General features: G+C 62.3%; 17 protein-coding genes and 1 tRNA gene. 9 read left to right on the forward strand and 9 right to left on the reverse strand.

Annotated elements, in window-relative coordinates:
* Positions 1–60 precede the first annotated feature (60 nt).
* The 3 genes from C0606_11570 (at position 61) to C0606_11580 (ending at position 1,651) form a co-directional block, all read left to right on the forward strand.
* The gene (locus C0606_11570) at positions 61–834 is read left to right on the forward strand and encodes a competence/damage-inducible protein A (protein ID PLX37139.1); all 774 of its coding nucleotides are present in this window, start codon (positions 61–63) and stop codon (positions 832–834) included.
* 47 nt (positions 835–881) lie between these two features.
* Positions 882–1,394, forward strand: a complete 513-nt coding sequence (locus C0606_11575; protein PLX37140.1) for a xanthine phosphoribosyltransferase — start codon at positions 882–884, stop codon at positions 1,392–1,394.
* A gap of 171 nt (positions 1,395–1,565) precedes the next feature.
* Positions 1,566–1,651: transfer RNA gene (locus C0606_11580), tRNA-Leu, on the forward strand.
* Positions 1,652–1,811: 160 nt separating this feature from the next.
* Here the strand turns inward: C0606_11580 and C0606_11585 are convergent.
* The 7 genes from C0606_11585 to C0606_11615 all read right to left on the reverse strand — a co-directional run bounded on the left by C0606_11585 (position 1,812) and on the right by C0606_11615 (position 6,132).
* Entirely contained in the window at positions 1,812–2,297 is a 486-nt protein-coding gene (locus C0606_11585; GenBank protein ID PLX37327.1) for a cytochrome C, read from the reverse strand.
* 27 nt (positions 2,298–2,324) lie between these two features.
* Positions 2,325–2,858: a L,D-transpeptidase gene (locus C0606_11590; GenBank protein PLX37328.1), complete on the reverse strand. Its 534-nt coding sequence runs from the start codon at positions 2,856–2,858 to the stop codon at positions 2,325–2,327.
* Positions 2,859–3,074: 216 nt separating this feature from the next.
* Complete coding sequence (locus tag C0606_11595; protein ID PLX37141.1) at positions 3,075–3,458, reverse strand: hypothetical protein; 384 nt, start codon at positions 3,456–3,458, stop codon at positions 3,075–3,077.
* A gap of 130 nt (positions 3,459–3,588) precedes the next feature.
* Entirely contained in the window at positions 3,589–4,485 is an 897-nt protein-coding gene (locus C0606_11600; protein ID PLX37142.1) for a cytochrome C, read from the reverse strand.
* Positions 4,482–5,042, reverse strand: coding sequence for a cytochrome C (locus C0606_11605; GenBank protein PLX37143.1), 561 nt, complete (start codon positions 5,040–5,042; stop codon positions 4,482–4,484). Before C0606_11605 ends, C0606_11600 begins: the two co-directional genes overlap by 4 nt.
* A 62-nt stretch (positions 5,043–5,104) precedes the next feature.
* Entirely contained in the window at positions 5,105–5,419 is a 315-nt protein-coding gene (locus C0606_11610) for a hypothetical protein (protein PLX37144.1), read from the reverse strand.
* 227 nt (positions 5,420–5,646) lie between these two features.
* Positions 5,647–6,132, reverse strand: coding sequence for a hypothetical protein (locus C0606_11615; protein ID PLX37145.1), 486 nt, complete (start codon positions 6,130–6,132; stop codon positions 5,647–5,649).
* 343 nt (positions 6,133–6,475) lie between these two features.
* Here C0606_11615 and C0606_11620 point away from each other — a divergent pair, with 343 nt between their 5' ends.
* Positions 6,476–8,365 (forward strand): transcriptional initiation protein Tat, encoded by a 1,890-nt coding sequence (locus C0606_11620; GenBank protein PLX37146.1) that lies wholly within the window; start codon positions 6,476–6,478, stop codon positions 8,363–8,365.
* Positions 8,366–8,606: 241 nt separating this feature from the next.
* Positions 8,607–8,819 (forward strand): rubredoxin, encoded by a 213-nt coding sequence (locus C0606_11625; GenBank protein ID PLX37329.1) that lies wholly within the window; start codon positions 8,607–8,609, stop codon positions 8,817–8,819.
* Positions 8,820–8,838: 19 nt separating this feature from the next.
* Here the strand turns inward: C0606_11625 and C0606_11630 are convergent, their stop codons facing one another.
* The gene (locus C0606_11630; protein PLX37147.1) at positions 8,839–10,992 is read right to left on the reverse strand and encodes a hypothetical protein; all 2,154 of its coding nucleotides are present in this window, start codon (positions 10,990–10,992) and stop codon (positions 8,839–8,841) included.
* 252 nt (positions 10,993–11,244) lie between these two features.
* Between C0606_11630 and C0606_11635 the strand changes: the two genes are divergently transcribed.
* The 4 genes from C0606_11635 (at position 11,245) to C0606_11650 (ending at position 17,856) form a co-directional block, all read left to right on the forward strand.
* Positions 11,245–12,819, forward strand: a complete 1,575-nt coding sequence (locus C0606_11635) for a hypothetical protein (GenBank protein ID PLX37148.1) — start codon at positions 11,245–11,247, stop codon at positions 12,817–12,819.
* Between the two features lie 98 nt (positions 12,820–12,917).
* Entirely contained in the window at positions 12,918–14,180 is a 1,263-nt protein-coding gene (locus C0606_11640; protein PLX37149.1) for a hypothetical protein, read from the forward strand.
* A 28-nt stretch (positions 14,181–14,208) separates the two neighbouring features.
* Positions 14,209–15,711: a hypothetical protein gene (locus C0606_11645; GenBank protein PLX37150.1), complete on the forward strand. Its 1,503-nt coding sequence runs from the start codon at positions 14,209–14,211 to the stop codon at positions 15,709–15,711.
* 402 nt (positions 15,712–16,113) lie between these two features.
* Positions 16,114–17,856 (forward strand): hypothetical protein, encoded by a 1,743-nt coding sequence (locus C0606_11650; GenBank protein PLX37330.1) that lies wholly within the window; start codon positions 16,114–16,116, stop codon positions 17,854–17,856.
* Between the two features lie 82 nt (positions 17,857–17,938).
* On the opposite strand, the gene C0606_11655 is transcribed toward C0606_11650, so the two are convergent.
* Positions 17,939–18,994: an AraC family transcriptional regulator gene (locus C0606_11655; protein PLX37151.1), complete on the reverse strand. Its 1,056-nt coding sequence runs from the start codon at positions 18,992–18,994 to the stop codon at positions 17,939–17,941.
* Positions 18,995–19,323: the final 329 nt, after the last annotated feature.

Raw genomic sequence — 19,323 nt, forward strand, 5'->3', positions numbered from 1 at the left:
AGTGCGCCGCGCGCCTGCCCTACACGACAAGGAACGAGGAAACGCAAGGGCAGAAGCCGCATGACCGCATCGCACCCGTCAGATGCCGCGCCGTCGGGCACTATCGTCACCGCCGCGATCCTCGTCATCGGCGATGAAATCCTTTCCGGCCGCACCAAGGACAAGAACATCGGCTTCATTGCCGAATACTGCACCAATATCGGCATCGACCTGAAGGAAGTGCGTATCGTCCCCGACGAGAATGACCGTATCGTCGACGCGATCAACGAACTGCGCGCCCGCTACACCTATCTCTTCACCACCGGCGGCATCGGCCCGACCCACGACGACATCACCGCCGACGCGGTTGCCGAGGCCTTCGACACGACGCTTGAGATCAACGACCGCATCGTCGAGATCATGAAGAGCCGCCGGCCGGGCTACGAGATCACCCCGGCGCGCCTGCGCATGGCGCGTGTGCCGAAAGGCGGCGGCCTGATCGAGAACACGGTGTCCGGCCTGCCCGGCTTCTACATCGGCAATGTCTACGTGATGGCCGGCGTGCCCTCCGTCATGCAAGCGATGTTCGATGCCCTCGTGCCGATGTTGCGGACCGGTGACAGGATCCTGTCGGAGACCATCGATGCCGGTCGCCCCGAGAGCGTGATTTCCGCCCCGCTCGGCGCCATTCAGGAAGCCCATCCAGACACCATGATCGGCTCTTACCCCTATTTCGAGGAAGGCCGTTTCGCCACGCGCATCGTCGTGCGCGCCCGCGATGCCGCCCTCTTGAAGACGGTCGCCGGCGAGGTCGAAGCCATGCTCGACACCCTGCCGAAGACCGACAAGCACTGACTGAACAACCCGAACGAAACCGACCGAGAGAGACCGAGAGAAACGCCATGAGCGACGGCCCGACCCCCGACAAAGCCTTTCCCGTATCCTGGGACCAGTTCCACCGCGACGCCCGCGCGCTCGCCTGGCGTCTGTCCGGCCAGGGCGACTGGCAGGCCATCGTCTGCATCACCCGCGGCGGCCTCGTGCCGGCGGCAATCGTGACGCGCGAACTCGGCATCCGCCTGATCGAGACGATCTGCGTCGCCTCCTATCACGACTATCAGGAACAGGGTGAGCTCAAGGTCATCAAGGAAATCGCCGACCACGTCACCGAGATCGGCGGCGAAGGCGGCAAGGGCGTGCTGGTCATCGACGATCTGGTCGACACCGGCAAGACCGCGAAGATCGTCCGCGAGCGCCTGCCGAACGCCCATTTCGCCACCGTCTACGCCAAGCCGATGGGCCGGCCGATGGTCGACACCTTCGTCACCGAGGTCTCGCAGGACACCTGGATCTACTTCCCCTGGGACATGGGCCTGTCGTTCCAGCCGCCGATCTCGAAGACGAGCGCCGGCTGATCCGCCCTCTCAGCCCTGCAACCGCAGGGCACGGAACGGCTCACGCCTCGCCGCGCTTGACCGCGCGATGCCGAGGCCTTACCGGAAAGGTGCCGGCCCAGATGGAACCGGCACGCCTTATTGCTCGTTGCGCCCGATGGCTCAGGGCGCCCGACGGCTCGGGGCGCGAATGCGGACGTGGTGGAATTGGTAGACACAAGGGACTTAAAATCCCTCGGGCCTAGCCCATGCGGGTTCGAGTCCCGCCGTCCGCACCACCTCTTCTCTCACGCTGAACTCGCTTTCGCTCATCAGCTCCGAGGGGCGGCCTGACCGGCCGGCGCGCGCTCGAGCTTGCGAACACTTCGTGTTCGAGTTTGGTCCACTCAAGTGCACCAGTCGCTTTAGCAGGCAGCCTCTCCGGCCCGGAACTCCCCGCTACCCCGATGACGCAGCCTTCGCGGCATTCATCTGATCGTGACGGCGGCGGACCTGTTCCGGCCAGCGGCTCTTGATGTAGGACAGCACGGCGATGATCTCGTCGTCGCTCAGGACGCCCTCGAAAGGCTGCATGCTCGACTGGTAGTCGTCGAGACCGGCAAATCTGGCGACACCCTGCTTGGTGATACCGAACAACACATCATCGGTGTGATGCCAGGTGTGCCCCGTTTCGTCGTGCGGCGGCGCGGGAAGCAGGCCATCCGCTCCACGCGTCTTCCAGTCCGGCTGGCCCTCAAGGTTGTCGCCGTGACAGGCGGCGCAATGCTCCACGTAGAGAACGCGACCCGAGGCAACGACCGCTGGGTCATCGGGCCGAAACAGGCCGACAGCATTTTCGGGATGACCTCGCGCGACGATGACGGAATACGCCACCGCCGCCACCGCGAGCATCACTCCGCCAACGGCAAGTCGACGCTTCGAGATTATTGCGGTCATGTGAACCCCCTTCCCTCACACAACGACAATCGAGGAGCCATTGCGAACACGGTCATAGAGATCGACCACGTCCTGGTTCAAAAGCCGCACGCAGCCGCTTGAGACGGCCCGGCCGATACTGCCTGGCTCATTGGTGCCGTGAATGCGGTAGAGCGTGTCGACCCGTCCTTCGAAGATGTAGAGCGCGCGGGCACCGAGCGGATTGCCGAGCCCCGGCGGCATGCCGCCATTGCGCACGCTGTACTTCTCCAGCTCGGGCGAGCGCTCGATCATCTCGTCGGGCGGCGTCCATTTCGGCCATTTCTGCTTCCAGGCAATCCGCGCCCGGCCCGACCACGCGAAACCGGCACGGCCGAGGCCGACCCCGTATCGCCGCGCCATCCCGTTTTCCTCGACGAGATAGAGATAGAAATTCGCGGTATCGACATAGAGCGTTCCCGGCGCTTCGCCGGTCGGGTCGGGAACGTGGGCGCGATAGTATCTTTCGGGCACCTTGCGCAAATCGACCGCGGGCAATGGGAACAGTTCGTCCGGCATGGCGCGATACATCAGCACCGGGGCGGACGGTGTGGCCGGAACCGGCGTAAGTGCCGGCTTTTGCTGCCGAACGGTTTGCGAACAACCGGCAACCAGCAACCCGGACAGGCTCGCCAGCGTACCGATGAATTGCCGACGACTGACCTCGTCCGGCCGAATGGAAACAGACATGAACATCTCCTGATGAATTCCAATTGAGTGACTGGCCTTTGCCAGCCCGTGCGGAAATCAGGAGATTGCTTGCGGTGGGCGAGACGGCGGAGCGGTTGCCCGACCGGAAGAGAGGAGATCGACATATCCCGGCCCGACGTTATGGGCCGATCGTGCCAGGTCTGCGGCGTCACCGGTCAAGGCACCGAGATCGGTATGGCAGGAAGAGTGTCCGCGCTTCGCCGTGCCGCCGAACGCCTTGCAGCAATTGGCGTCGGCATTCGATACGGCAACAGTCGAACCGAGTGTATCATCCTCGGCGGCCTCATCCCCCGGCATGTCCGCGCAGACGAGCGCGGCCGGCCCGAAACCGGGCGCAGCCGTCGCCTTCGCCAGCATCGGCATCCAGCCGTTGCCCCAGACGGCAAACGCCAGAACAAGGATGAGCAAGCTTCTCAACATGACCGTGTGATAGCGCGGCCAAGCGCTCCTCCTGAACTGACATTTCCGTCAAACGGTCGTGAACGCGCCGTGACCTCGTACCAGGTCAACCTCTCCAATGCCCCGGCAACAAAGATTGGTCTGGAAAGCATCACTTCGCTGGTTCCTCATCGAGCAGATAGGTGGCGACCGCCTTGCGGTCGGCATCGGTCAGGAACGATGTGCCGTCATCCACGACTTTCGCCATCGAAGATCCGAAGACGTCGCCATCGGGCATGATCCCGGTTTCCAGCGCATACGCGATATCGCCGGGTTTCCAGCCGCTTTCGTGAAGCGCAGCGGTTGAGATTGCCGGAGCGCTCCCCCCTTCGGGAAGCGCCGGATTGCCTTCCAGGCGCCGGTTCGTCAGCCGCGCACCGGCAAGGTTTCGCGGCGTGTGGCAGGCTCCGCAATGAGCCGGTCCGCGAACGATGTATTGCCCGCGGTTCCATTGCTCGCTCTTGCCCGGATCGGGACTGAGCGGTGTGTCCGACAGGAATGCTGCGCGCCAAAGCTTCAGCCCGGGGCGAAACGAGAAGGGAAAGTGAAGTGCCTGCGGCCGCGACGGCGCGGCAACGGCCGGCAGCATCCGGAATGCCGCCCACAGATCGGCGACATCCTGATCGGAAAGATGACGGTAGAACGGGTAAGGGAACGCCGGATAGTACGGCTCGCCGGACGGCGAAACGCCCTGCCGCACGGCGCGCGCGAAGTCGTCCAGCGACCAGGCTCCAAGCCCGTGTTTCTCGTCAGGTGTCAGGTTCGGCGTGTAGAACGTGCCGAACTTGGTTTCGAGCGCCAGTCCGCCAGCAAGCGGGGCTCCGCCCTTTGCACTGTTCGTATGGCAAGCAATGCAACCCGCCATGCGGGCGAGATAGGCGCCACGCGACGCGTCGCCTTTCCTGTCCGCCAGGACGACCGGCTCGCCGATCGGCCATAGCCAGAGCGCCCCCGCCCCGGTACCGGCCAAAGCCAGCACCAGAGCAGCAACGATACCGACCCGCTTCATTTCCTTTCCCGGCGAAAATCGCTGTGACAGTCAGAGCAGGTTTTGACGACCAGCCCGAAAACGCGCTTCGCCGGCATCGCCGCGAGCTCGTTTTCCGACACCGTCATCGAAGATGAACTGGCCATCATCACGGCACCCGTACTTCCGCCAGATGAAGCTCCCGCCGCGCGATCCGGCTCATTCTCGGCGGCAGCGGCAAGACCCGCACTCTGCACCTCAAGGCGCCTCGCGAGATCGGCAAAGGTCTGCCAGTCACGCCAGATCGCCTTGCGCGCTTCGGAGGGTGGATGGGAGCTTCCTTGCGGAAACAGCTTGGTCAGAGCATCGCCCGAGTGCTTGTTGATGATTGCGGCGGTCCGTTTCACCGCATCAGCGTCGTAGGGGGCCGTCCCCTTGAACATTTCCGCCGTCGCCTTCACGGCCTTTGCCATGGCGGACATGGCGTCCATCCGTTCCTTGACGACACCGACGGCACCGCCATGGGCGAGCGCGGCGGCAACCGCCAACGCATAGAGAGCGGAAGCACCAGCTCCCGCGCGAAGATATCTTCCAGTCATTGTGAGAGTCCCGTTTCCGTTGGATCGCAGTCGTGACCGGACACCGGCCACAGCTTCACCTGTCAGGAACGGGAAATGCGCGGAGGGGGCGGATCGAGTATCGCGAGACGGCCGCGGGCGATGGCGAGCGGCACGACTTCGTGAACCGCCTTCTGCTTCATGGGCAACGTCACGGACGTATCGACGATCGCGAGCACGGCCGCCCCACAATGGATCAGCGGCTCGTGTTCCGAGCCGGCGGGCTGTTTGTGATGCTCATCGCCGAACTCCAGACAAAGCGGCCCGTGGCAGTGATGACCGCCGCCGGTAGCGTGATGTCCGGTCAGCTCTTCGGCATGGGAAAACCGCGCGCCCGCAAACGCGAAGGAAGCCACCATCAAAAGGACGAGGAAACTGCGGAGGGTTCGCACGTTGTTCGTCACTCGCGGTTGTTTTCGGGCACACCCCGCCGAAGCGGCAAATGCGAACATACCGCGTTTTCTCACAAATGCCACGCATTTGCAAAACGGCGCAGTCCCTCCCCTTCGCTCGCCTCCAGCAATCGGCAACGCAGTTCGCAGCCATGTAGTGCGGGGGAGTGGCGCAGATTCCGGAGCCCCTCGTCTCAGGCGAAGGTGTCCAGCTCTTCGAAAAACGACTTGTGATCGATGTACTGCGTTCCGTCGCAGGAAAACGACATGTTGATCATGCCATTGATCAGATTGATCGCGGCATTGCGCAGATAGAGCGTTTCGTCGCTCAACCGCAGGCGCCGGAATTCCGCGAGCAATCGGACAAGCTGCTCCTCATCGATGACCGGCACCTCACCGGCGTGATCGGTATCCGGGAAGCGGTCGAGGAACCCGTCGGCGAGAACCTCTTCGCGCACGTATTTTTCGTAGCCAAACGGATCATGCGCAAACCAGCATGTGAGCTGGCACGACGAATAGTGGATCTTGGTGTGGAAGACGCCCTTGCGCGTCAGCATGATCCGCACGACGTCGTGGACCTGATCGATGGCCTTGTCGAAAAGGCTTTCGACCCGGCTCTGGTCGAACAACTGCGACCGAATCGACGGATCCCCCTTGATCTGCAGCCACCTGCTTGGCATCGGCTCCCCCCACCGGATTGACGTATCGTTCTGACAGGCATGATACCTGCCCTTTTTGCTTGGCAATACAATGGCATCGCCCCGATGGGATGCCAAATCCCTTGGAGGATAACCGGCCCCGCGCACGAGAAAAGCTGCAACCCGCTGCTTCTGTCACAAAACCTCAGCAGTCCGAACATAGAACTCTCACTCTCGGACAGATCGCGGCCTGCTCCGGTCAATTTGTCGTTATTCCGGTCGCCTTCCACCTGAGAGTGGGTCAGGAAACCGATACACTTGGCTGCGGATCTGACGAGCGCAAACACATTCGAGCACTGACCTTGGGCTACAGAGGGTTCCCCCCATGTCTTCATCGCACAAGACCGACCTGACCTTTGACGAATTCGACGAGATCGTCTCTCCGCGTCCGCAAGAAACCGACTTCGACCGGATCGTGGAAGCCGCCATCAGCCGCCGCAGCCTGCTGGGCGGCGCGCTCGCCTTCGGCAGCTTCGCAATGCTGAGCAGCACCGCGCTGTCGACCGCCAAGGCCGCGAGCGACCGCTTCGCCTTTGCCGCTATCGCGACCAACTCCGAAGACCTCGTGACGGTTCCCGAAGGCTACTCCGCCGACGTGCTGGTGCGCTGGGGCGATCCGCTGTGGTCCGACGTCGCCGACTTCGACCATGCGACCCGCGGCACCGCTGAGACCCAGGCGCGCGCCTTCGGCGACAACACCGACGGCATGCAGGTCTACTCGATCGGTGACAAGACCGTGCTCGTCGTCAACAACGAGTACACCAACCGCGAAATCATCTGGGGCAATCGCGCCGAAGGCAAGTCGGAGAACGCCGACGACATCGCCAAGGGCATGATGGCGCACGGCATCACGATCGTCGAAATCGCCAAGCAGAACGGCAAGTGGGGCATCGTCAAGGACAGCCCGCTGAACCGCCGCATCACCCCCAAGAGCGAGATGGAGCTGACCGGTCCGGCTGCCGGCCATGACCTCCTGAAGACCGCTGCGGACGCGACCGGCACGAAGTCGCTCGGCACCTGGAACAACTGCGGTTCGGGCCCGACCCCGTGGGGCACCTACCTGACCTGTGAAGAGAACTTCAACGGTTACTTCTCGGCTTCTGAGGAAGGCTGGGAACAGTCGCCGGAACTGAAGCGCTACGGCATCTCGGCCAAGGACTGGGGCTACGGCTGGGCCGACATCGACGAGCGTTTCGACGTCTCCAAGCATCCGACCGAACCGAACCGCGCCGGCTACGTCGTCGAAATCGATCCGCGCGACCCGACCTCGACGCCGAAGAAGCGCACCGCGCTTGGCCGCTTCAAGCACGAGAACGCCGAATGCGTCGTCAACAATGACGGCCGCGTCGTCGTCTATCTCGGCGACGACGAGCGCGGTGAGTTCGTCTACCGCTACGTCTCGAACGGCGTCTACGCGCCGGGCGGCGACACCGACGACCTGCTGAACGACGGCACGCTCTACGTCGCCAGGTTCAACGAGGACGGCAGTGGCGAGTGGCTCGCCCTGACCCCGGAAACCACCGGTTTCGCCAGTCAGGCCGAGATCTGCGTCTACACTCGCCAGGCCGGCTCGAAGGTCGGCGCCACCACCATGGACCGCCCGGAATGGATCTCGGCCAATCCGAACGCGGCCGAAGTCTACTGCGCGCTGACCAACAACAAGAACCGCGGCATCAAGACCAATGCCGGCGGCGACGAGACCCCGGTCGGCGGCCCGAACCCGCGCGAGGCCAACAAGTTCGGCCAGATCGTGCGCTGGCGTCCGCAAGGCGGCGACCACACCGCGGACACGTTCGCCTGGGACCTGTTCGTTCTTGCCGGCAACCCGACGGTCCATTCCGATGCCCGCAAGGGTTCGGAAAACGTCAACAAGGACAATATGTTCAACTCGCCGGACGGTCTCCAGTTCGATTCCAACGGGCTGTTGTGGATCCAGACCGACGGCAACTACTCGAACGAGAAGGACTTCGCCGGTCAGGGCAACAACCAGATGCTCGCGGGCGACCCGGCAACCGGCGAAATCCGCCGCTTCCTGGTCGGCCCGAAGGAATGCGAGGTCACCGGCCTCACCTGGACGCCGGACCGTCGCGCCATGCTCGTCGGCATCCAGCATCCGGGTGAACGCGGTGACAGCCACTGGCCGGAAGGCGGCAACGCCGTGCCGCGCTCGGCGATCGTCATCGTCACCCGCAATGACGGCGGCCTGGTCGGCTAACCGACACCTTGCACTGGTGCGGCACGCCAATCGGCGGCGGACCAGCAAGTGAGACACGAAGCGGCCGGGAACATAGCCTGTTTCCCGGCCGTTCCTTTGCGACGATCAACCGATGCGGATGAGAAAGCCCATGCGAAAGCCGGCAAACCGGCGGCAATTCCTAGCCGCCCTTCTCTCCGGTCTAGCAACGCTGGTCGGCCTCAAGCGCGGACACGCAGCCCCGGCGACGAAAATCGTGCGGCTGGAGAAGTGGCAGTGCACCAATCAGGACTGCGATCCCTACATCTACGATCCGTCACTCGGCGACATCAACACCATCGATGAGGACAATCCGATCCCGCCGGGTGTCGCCTTCCAGAACCTGCCCGACGACTGGATCTGCCATGTCTGCGGCGATCCCAAGAGCCACTTCATTCCACTGGGCGAATGGGTCAAGGTCGAAGTGCCGGCCTGACACGTCGACCAGCGCCGGCTCACAGCAACGTGTCGATGTCGAATGCCGGGCCGACGTCGAACTTGATCTTCTCGACACTGGTCAGGATATCGGTTCCGAGATTGCCGAGCGTATCGACGACCTTGTACTTGTTGGCGCCGATCTTGGTAACGTCGTAGCGGTTCTTGCCGCCGTCGAAATGGGCGACATCGATACCGCTACCACCGATCAGGGTGTCGTTGCCGGCATTGCCAAATAGATGGTCGTTGCCGGCTTCTCCCTTCAGCTTGTCGCGACCGCTCCCACCCTTGAGGATGTCGTTCGCGCCGCCGCCAATTATCAGGTCGTTGCCGCCAAGGCCGAGCAGCGTGTCCTTGCCGTTGTTACCATCGAGCGTATTCGCCCCGGCCTTGCCGGTCAGCTTGTCGTCACCGTTCGCGGACACGACATTCTCGATACTCTGCAGCTTGTCCCGCCCCTGGCCTGTTGCCTGCGCCCCGGTCTTCCGCAGATCGACGGTCGCATCGGCCTTGCCGGTATAGACGGCCGTATCCCGCCCGCTGCCGCCGTTCACGACATCGTTGCCCGCCGCGCCAATGAGCCGGTCATTGCCCGCTTCGCCCCTGAGGACGTCATTGTTGCCGCCGCCATTGAGCGTGTCGTTATTGCCGCCACCGCTGAGCGTGTCGTTGCCGTTTCGCCCTTCCAGACTGTTCTTCGCGCCATTGCCGGTGACCTTGTCGGCTTTCTTTCCGGCGATGTAATTCTCGATCACCGTGTCGGGCCCGATCACCATCGATCCTTTGGTGCCGTAGACGGTCGACAGCTTCGTCGGGCGCAGATCGACCACCTGACGCGCCGTATCGGTGCGGAAATCAATCGTATCCCGGCCACCCGTATCCCAAAGCGTGAACGAAAGCGGCTGACCACCGCCGATCAGGTTCGACGACGTGTCGCCCTTGCACAAGACATCGAAGATGTCGTCCATATAGTCGCCGGTATTGGAATTCACGCCGTAACGGGTGTTGCCGTGATAGGCCTTCTTCGGCGCCCCGTAGAGATCATGGACCGCAACCAGGTCAGCGATCATCGGCGTGACGACAAGCGCATAGTCGGCATTGTCGTTCGTGTTCATCGACTGGTTGATGTACGACATAATCGTCTTGTTCCAACTGTCGTTCTTGAACAGGACGCTGTCGGGATAGGAGACCGGACTGCCCTGCCCGGCATTGTAGTCGCCAGCATGCGCCAGTCCGATCGCATGGCCGATTTCGTGAATGAAGGTCTGGAACAGGTAACTGTCGAAGGTCACGTTGTAGACAGAATCCAGATCCTTGCCGATGTTGATATTGACGCTGGTGATGTTCGCGCCGCTGGTCTTCGAGTTCGCCCAGGCCGCGCCGAGCTGCTCATCGTCGAAAGTGATATCGGCGGTCGCGAGGCCGTTGATGATGTTGTTCTGATTGGAGACGTTGACGAAGGTTAGCCCGGTCACCTTCTCCCAGGCATCGAACGCATGACTCACCAACGGGCGCAGCGCCGGGTCCATATCCGACAGATCATAGGTGATCGTCTCCTTGTTCCAGCTTCTGCGGACGCCGCCGAAGAAGTCCCAGCCGGAATCGGTGAGCCGTTCGGATATCTCGTCGAGGCTCCAGTTCCGCAGCGGACCGGTATTCGTCGAGCTCGTCTCCTCGACGCCAACGGTATAGGCGCCGGTTCCGTTGTGCCCCTGTTCCTCGGCGATGATGTAGTAGGTGCCGGTGCGCGACGCCGTCACCTCCAGCGTTGAAACCGCGTAGGTAATGCCGTTGACGACGGTGGTCTCGAATTCGTCGAAGGTCAGCACGTTGCCGTTGTTGTCGGCGAGCGCCAGAAACGTCTCCATCGAGAAGGAGTACATCTGGATCTTGTAGCTCTTGCCCTGCTGCAGATCGATGCGGATCCAGTCGCTGTCGCCCAGTGTCCCGATCGCACCATCGAAGGTCGAGTTGACCGTCATGACGCCACGATCGGTGAAATTGTGGGCGTAGTTCGGCGCTTCGATCCACTCGGCCCAGGTTTCCCCGGCATGCGGGATATTGTTTGCCGCAATCGTCTGCCCTGGAACGTCGCTTCCGGTGCTCGTCGCACTGAATTCGGCATAGACGCAGTCTTTGTCGAACCGTGTCATTGCACTGCAGATGTCACACATGACCGCAGATCTCCCCTGTCCTTCCGCGCGATCGCATCCGCCGCGCGCACCGCACGGCCGGTTAAGGAAAGATTAATGCCGCAGCGGTCGCACACATCACCCAATTGGGTGGGTTCGGCGGCCACAGACGCAGAAACGGGCAGAAACGTAATGACAGTTTCGTGAGGACACCGCCCGGCCACCTGACGGGCAACCTCGTTTTCCTTAAGTTCGGATACGGGGCAGTCACCAAAGGGGAGTTCGGGACCGACAATGAAGGCGCCGCTTGAGAGCACGCTCCGCTCGGCCCTGTCCTTGCTGCCCGACGACGCAGCGCAGGAAGCGTTGTCCCGCATGCTGCGAACCATGCGCGGCGCCTCCGGCGATGACGGCTACGTTGTCCCATGGGCTGACTTCACACTCGACGGCCGGTTCCGGCGCGGTGGCGCCTCCGACCTGGTTCACCGGCACACCAAGCTCGCGGCAAACAGCCGGGAGCATCCCGATATCGCGGCTCTGGCGGATTTCGTTCAGCGCGAAACGCCGACCGCGGGCGCCCTGCATCTGGATACAAGCCGTGGCGCCCTGACCTGGCTCCTGCCCGTCACCACGTCGCGAACGCCGACAAAACCCGAAACCAGCCTGCGGGCACTCTCCATCACCTTGCCGGTGTTTCGCTTCATTCTTGCCTATTTCAACGAAGCCGCGCGGCTCAGCCGCAGCGAGGAAAAGGTGATCTTCCAGCTGATTGCCGGCATCGACCTGCGCCAGGCCGCCGAACTCGACCGCGTTTCCTACGAAACCAAGCGCATGCACGTGAAGAACGCGGCCCACAAGCTTGGCTGTCACGGTCAGCGAGAAACGGTGCAGAAAGTACTGGGGCAACTCGTCCACCTTTTGACCCTGATCGATGCGGATACGGGAACCACCGACATCGCCGAAGACTTTGTCTCCCGCTATCTCGCCAATGACTGCCGGCTCACGGTGCGGCGGCTTGGCAACGGCAACCTGCTCCGCGTGCTCGAAAGCGGCCCGTCCAGCGGCCGCCGAATGCTGATGATCCACGGCATGATGTTCCCGATTTCCCTGTGCGACCTCTCGCGGCATCTCGAGGACGCCGGCATCCGCCTCCTGATGCCGATCCGCACCGGATTTCTAGACGGCACGCCGGCAACACCGACGCAGGCGAGTGGCAATCCCATCGAACGCGCCATCGCAGACATCGCGCTGTTTGTGGAAGAAGCCGGGATCGGCCCCATCCCCGTGATCGGCATTTCCCTCGGCGCCGTCATCGCAACTCGCTTTGCGACGCGGTATCCGGCGCTCATCGAACACCTTGTGCTGTTGTCGACCAACCTCGCCCGCACGGCACGCTCCAGCGAGAGCCGGGCCGGCGAGTTCTACGGCGCCATGCGCGAACTCACCAATGACTCGCGCCTGTTCGACGCCATCAACAACCAGTTCGCCGAGTATTATTCCGACCGCGCGACCTGCAAGACCATGCTGCTCAGCCTGTTCGGCACAGCCGGCAAGGACCGCGATGTCCTCGACGGCACCTATACCGGCACGCCCGCCTACGCCATGTTCGCCGACCTCTATCAGTATTCGACCTGGGGCATGACGGCGGATTTCGTCTTTACGATGCGCGACTGGTCGGCCGAGAAGACCGAACTTCCAGTCCCCGTCACCGTCATTCACGGCGCCGACGACCCGCTCACGCCGCTGAGCGATCTGGTGCCGATCGGGGAACGCGCGAAGTCGTTTTCGATCACCGAGATTGCCGGCGGAGGCCACTTCACCTCTGTCTCCGACGCTCGCGACGTCTGGCACAGAATCTCCAGGCTCTGAATCCGGATAGGCTTTTAGAAGTGCACGTATTTTTACCACATACGAGCTATGTCGACCTGCCCCGACCGAGCCGTGCAATGTGAACGGCAGCCCTGCAAATGGCGCAAATTGATCACTCACAGCGTGATACTTTCGTAGCGGAAATTCCGCACGGAACCGAAGCAACGTGCCCGACCAAAAAAACTCGGAAAGAGGGTGTGCGCCTGCATGGTTCCGTCGCGCTCAAAGGAGGGACACCAATGCTCCGTAACAGCTTTCTCAAAGCGACCAGAGTGAGAACAACCACAGCCAGCGCGCTCGCAGTTTTCGCTATTCTCTTCGCGTCAACGGGTGCGGCTTTTTCACAAGGCGCATCAAATGACGTCCAGGCGGCTCTGGATCCGTCCGAATTCTCCGCGAAGGTGAATACCGTTCCCCTCACCCTGAAGGATTTTCCGAGGGCCGAAACCCATCACATGATGGCGGTTTCGATCAAGGTGTTCGATCTTCTGGGCCAATGGCACCACATTCGCGAACTGACGCCGATCGACAATCAAACAGTCGTGCGCTCGAACCGGGACACTCTCTATTCCGGCATCGTACTCGATCTGACGACTCCGGCGGTCATCACCAGACCCGATACCGGTGAACGCTACCAGTCGCTGCTCATACTGAACGAAGACCATTTTGCGAAACAGGTGATCTACGAGCCGGGCGACTACGAACTGACTCAGGACGCGATGGGCAGCCGCTATGTCTACATCATCGTCCGCACGCTCGTAGACGCGGAAGACCCGGATGATCTTGCGCTCGCTCACGCCGCCCAGGACGGCCTGAAGGTTTCTCAGGCGGACAAGGGCAAGTTCGAAGTCCCGAATTGGGATATGGATGCCCTCGACGAGATGCGCGACGCCCTCAAGGTGCTCGGGAAATACCTCAAGAAACGCGATACCGCATTCGGCGCCTCCATCGAGGACGTGGACCCGATCTCCTACGTCGTCGCCACCGCCGACACCTGGGGCGGCTGGAAGCCCGAAAACGCCGTCTATCAGAACTTCATCCCGGTGAAGAACGACGGCGAAACGCCTTACGTCCTGACATTGAAGGATGTTCCGAACGCGCCGAACGCCTTCTGGTCGATCAGCGTCTACAACGATGCTGGCTTCTTCGAGAAAAACGACTTCGACAAATACGTCATCAATAGTGCGAAGGCCGAATACAACGAGGACGGCAGCGCGACCATCCATTTCGGTGGCGATCCGTCCCAGCCGAATTTCCTGCCGATCATGAGGGAATGGAACTACATGCTGCGAATCTACCTGCCACAGGAAGCCTATTTTGACGGGTCCTGGACCTCTCCCGAAGCGACTCCGGCTGAATGACAACCCGCAAATTTTGGAGGAACCGACAATGAAAACGACACTGTCCTTCCTGGTCGCATTTGGCCTTCTGGCCGGCGCGCCGACGGCCGAGGCACAGACCTACGCCGCGGACGTGCCTGAATCCATCACGACGCCCGACGTCGTCGAAACCGAACGCCTCGGCACGCTGAAATTCTTCGACGGAATGCCCGATGAGGCAACCGTCAAGAAGGTCTATGACAACATCGACTTCTCGCGCGCCGTCGAAACCTTCCTAAACGGCATCCCAGCCGCCTCGATCTATGGCATGTGCCACGGTATGGAGGAAGCCGGCATCCCGGCACACACCATCGGCATGACCGAGGAGCTTCTCGACGCCAGAGGGCTTCTGCTCACCGGCAACTCGACCACGGTCTACGTGATGACCTGCCTCGACCTGAAACAGGGTCCGGTCGTCATGGAGGTTTCGCCGGGCCTTCTCGGTGGCGTCGACGATGCCTTCTTCCGTTGGGACACCGATGTCGGCATCACCGGCCCGGATCAGGGTCGCGGAGGGCGCTACCTGTTCCTGCCGCCGCACTATGACGGGCCGGTCCCGGCGATGGGCTTCCACGTCATCAAGACCAGGACCAACACACATTGGCTCTTCGCCCGCGCTTTCGTGACAGAGGCCGGCGTGGAAGCTGCTGTTGCCGGGGTCAAGGCGGGAACCAGGATCTATCCGCTGTCGCAAGCGAAAAACCCGCCGGAGCAGGTCTTCGTCAACTTTTCCGGCAAGCAGCTCAATACTGTGCACGCCAATGACGTAACCTTTTTCGACGAATTGAACGCGATCGTCCAGAACGAGCCGGCCGATGCCTTCGATCCGGAAATCGCCGGTCTGTTCGCCGCGATCGGCATCAAGAAAGGCGTGCCGTTCGAACCCGACGCGCGGATGAAGAAGATCCTCACCGACGCCGCCGCCGTTGGCAACGCCACGGTTCGCGCCATCACCTTCCGCCCGCGCGATCGCGACCGCTTCTATTTCTACCCGGACCGCAACTGGTACACGAGCTTTGCCGGCGGCAGCCACGAATTCCTCGGCGATGGCGCGCGCGGCCTCGACGACCGGGCGATGTTCCACTACTCCGCAACCGGCATCACGCCGGCAATGGCCTCGCCGCAGGTCGGCACCGGTTCGATCTACGCCTTCACGCCGCATGACGCGACCGGCGCCTATCTCGACGGCGGCAAGACCTACAAGGTCACCCTGCCGGCGCCGATCCCCGCGAAAGACTTCTGGTCCTTCGTCGTCTACTCGACCCAGCACCGTTCGATGCTGGAGACCGACCAGCGCCTCGCTGGACTCGACAGCACGCTCGAGGACGTCAAGCCGAACGAGGATGGCTCCTATACGGTCTGGTTCGGCCCGAAGGCCCCGGAGGGCAAGGAAGGCAACTGGGTCCAGACCATGCCTAAGAAGGGATACATGGTCATTCTGCGGCTCTATGGTCCGCTTGAGCCTTGGTTCGACAAGACCTGGAAGCCGAGCGACATGGAGCTCGTGAAATAACGATCCGACAGGGCGGACAATCGCCAGAACACGAACCGCAAAGGCCGGCATCCGCCGGCCTTTGTCATTTCCGGCCCGCCTTGCGTTCATCGCAAATCTCGAGGCCCATCCCGCCCCTTCCAAAGAGGGGCCTGCGCGCATCCGGCAAACCACTGCCTGGCGCAAAATGGATCATCGAGCAGCGCGGCTTTCGCTAAAATTTCCCCGTCCAACGACAGCGACTCCTTCGGCTTCAACCGAACGGAGCGAAAGGGAGCCTGACCATTTCCGGGCCCTTTCTCGAAGATGGAGGGAAAAATGAAGATCGCAGGAAACCGAGTTGCGACATTTGCCGCGGCCGCCTCAATGCTGGTCGCAATGTCGGGCGGCGTATTCGCCGCAAACGAGCCGTCATCGCGCTACATGGGCGCGCCTGCCGAACTGGTGACGGCGCCGAACGGCGCGATCATCAACAAGGAAGTCGTCGAGGAACTCCCCAAAACCGGTTGGACGGCCGGTCCCGAGATCGAGAACCCGGCGAAGGGCGTCTACGTGCTAGGTGGTTATCTCATCTCCGCCTGCATCGTCGTGGAAGCCGAGGACGGCCTCATCGTCTTCGATACCGGCGACACCAAGAAGGACGGTGAAAACCTCCTGAAGGCGATCCGCACCTTTACCGACAAGCCGGTCAAGGCGATCGTCTACGGGCATTCCCACTATCCGTTCGGCGCCGGTATTCTCGCCGAAAACAATGAGGCGACGGTCTACGGACACCCGAACCTCAATGCGGTCGTCGAAGAGAACATGACCGCCGGTGGCGCACCAGCTTTCTTTCCGGAAATCAGCCCGCTATTGACCGCCCGCGCGCTGCAGCAGTTCAACTTCTTCCTCCCCGCCGAAGGACCCGATGCCTGGTTCAGCCCGACCAACCTGTCGGCAGGCGAACTGGCGTTCCTGCCGGTCAACCGGCCGGTCGAGGATGGCGAGATCATCGACGTTCTCGGCATCAAGATGCAGTTCTTCACCAAATACGGCACCGACGACAAGGTGCACACCACGGTGTGGCTGCCCGACCGCAAGATCCTCATTGAAAACGGATTGTGGGCTACGCCGCCGAATATGTACTCGATCCGCGGCGACCTGTTCCGCGACGCCCGCGAGTGGATGAAGCTGGTCCGCCTCATGCGCGATCTCGAACCGGAGGTTCTCGTCGGCTATGCGCATCGCCCGATTGTCGGCAAGGACCAGATCCACGAGACGCTGAACGCCTATGCCGACGGCATCGCATTCACCCTCGACCAGACGCTGCGCCACATCCTCGGCGGCTACGGCCCGGAGGATCTGCGCAACACGATCAAGATGCCGGAATATCTGGAAGCCGACCCGCACAACTTCCAGAGCTACGGCGAATTGTCGTTCCAGACACCGGCGATCTACTACTACGCCGTCGGCTGGTACAACAACGACGCCGCGACGATCTTCCGGCCCTCGCCTAACGAAGAAGCCGAGCGGATCGTCGCCCTGATCGGCGGACGCGACAAGGTTCTGGAGGCTGCCAAGGCCGCGTTCGAGAAGAAGGAATATGCCTGGTCCGCGCAGCTTGTGAATTACCTCTACAAGCTCGACGACAAGGACAAGGACGTTCGTGCGTTCAAGGCCAAGGTGCTGCGCCAACTCGGCTATCTCGCCACCGGCGCGAATGCCCGCTCGCATCTCCTGACCCAGGCCCTGGCGCTTGAGGGCAAGATCACGTTGCCCCGTCTCATTCCGCCGCAACCGGCCAGCATCGCCGCGGCGCCTGCTGCCACCGTTGACTACTTCCGTGTCCGCATCGATCCCGAAAAGAGCGGCGAAACCGACAAGTTGATCCGGCTCGAATTCACCGATGGCGCAAAATCGGTCGTCGGCCTGCACATCCGGCGAGCCGTCGTCGAGTTCGTCAACGATCTGGACGCCTATCCGCGTGATGCGGACGTCACGCTTGCACTCTCCGGCGCGACTTGGGCCAAGGTCGCACTCAGCACCGACGAGGTCGGCGATCTGATCGCGGCCGGCGAAATCGAGGTCAAGCACGGTTCCGCCGAAGACGCCGACAAGCTGTTCGACATGTTCGATCGCTACCGCCCGGAAAAAGCCGTGCTCATCGCACCGCATCTGCACGATTGATCGGTTCAGGCAGTCCTGAACACCGGCCGGGGCGGCGTCGGAAACGATGCCGCCCCGTTGCCATTTCCGTCCTCGGGAATGTTCAAGGAAAGCGGTATTGCTGCGGCGACATACCGGTTTCGCGGCGAAAGGCGCGGGCGAAATGGGCCGCTGACGAATACCCGAGCTGAACCGAAATCTCCGTGACCGAATTCGTCGTACCGCGCAGCAATTCCTTCGCGCGGATCACACGCGTGGCATTGACCAGACTGCGGAAGTCGGTGCCGTCCTGATTGAGCCCGCGCTGCAGCGACCGCGTACTGGTCTCGAACGCCCTTGCCGCTGCGTCGAGCGATACCGTTCCCGCCAGTATCTGCACCCGGATATGGGCGGCGACATCGTCGGCGAGACTTCTCGGGCTCGCACTCAACGTCCGCGCCCGCGCCAGATCGTCTATGGTCAATGTCTGCGGCGCAGCGCGGCGCCCCGAGGCGCGTAGCAAGGGCTCGGTTTCAAAGACAACACTGACCGCCCTCGCATCGAACACGATCGGACATTGAAACGCGTCCTCGAACCGGGCGCCGCGCGACGGGCGCGGGATATCGAGCTCGATACGCACCGGCCGCCAGCCACGTGGCATGAACGCCCGGCAGAGATTCTGCATGATCGCCGCCGTTCCGATCGCAACGGTGGTGTAGCCGTCCAGATGCCGCGCGGCGCTCAGATAGCTGAAGCGCGCAATGCCGTTTCCCGCCGCCAGCGAGACCTGGTCGCCGCGGCTGTGATAGCCGATCGTGTGGATCGCGCGATTGATCGCCTCGCCAAGCGAGCCGGCCTGATAGACGTAGTCGCCCCACACGCCGTAGGTTTGCGCCGTCTGGACCTGTGCCAGCTCGAGCCCGAAATACGCATCGCCCACACATGCTTCGACCTCCTTGAAGAAGGTCGCCATCGTCGCGTGCGGAATGAAGCAGGCGTCGTCCTGCAACAATTCGATATCGAGCATTGCCGCGCGATTGGCCCGTTGCAGAGTTCGGGCACCATATGCCTGACGAATGAGGTCGGGCGAATTGGCGAGCGCCAGAGCAGACACCATCGTCCGCTCGCCTGAGCGAAGCCTGCCGTATGCCGATCTCATGTCGTCAGCGCGCAACGGCATTCCCCCTGTCCGTTCTCGGCTACAGCTCTCAGGACACAACCATAGAAAAGCCTTCCGGTGCACCACTCGAATTTAACGCGAACCCGACATGCCGCCAACCGCCCTTCCGTCAGGCGAAGCATCGGCCGCAGCCGCGTCGCGCACCCGACACGCACCGGTAGATTGCGCACTGTCCATCTCCTGTGACAAACTGTCCACCCTTGGCAAAACGCGCGAGCACAAGCGCGCCGGGACAGGGCGACGGGAGGACGGCCCGCCTTGAACGCACGCCATACCGAAAAGGTCATCGAGACGGCCCAGTCGAAGTCCGCCGCGGCACAATCGCGGCT

The sequence above is a fragment of the Hyphomicrobiales bacterium genome, from assembly GCA_002869065.1.
In the GTDB taxonomy this organism is placed as follows: Bacteria; Pseudomonadota; Alphaproteobacteria; order Rhizobiales; family Rhodobiaceae; genus Rhodobium.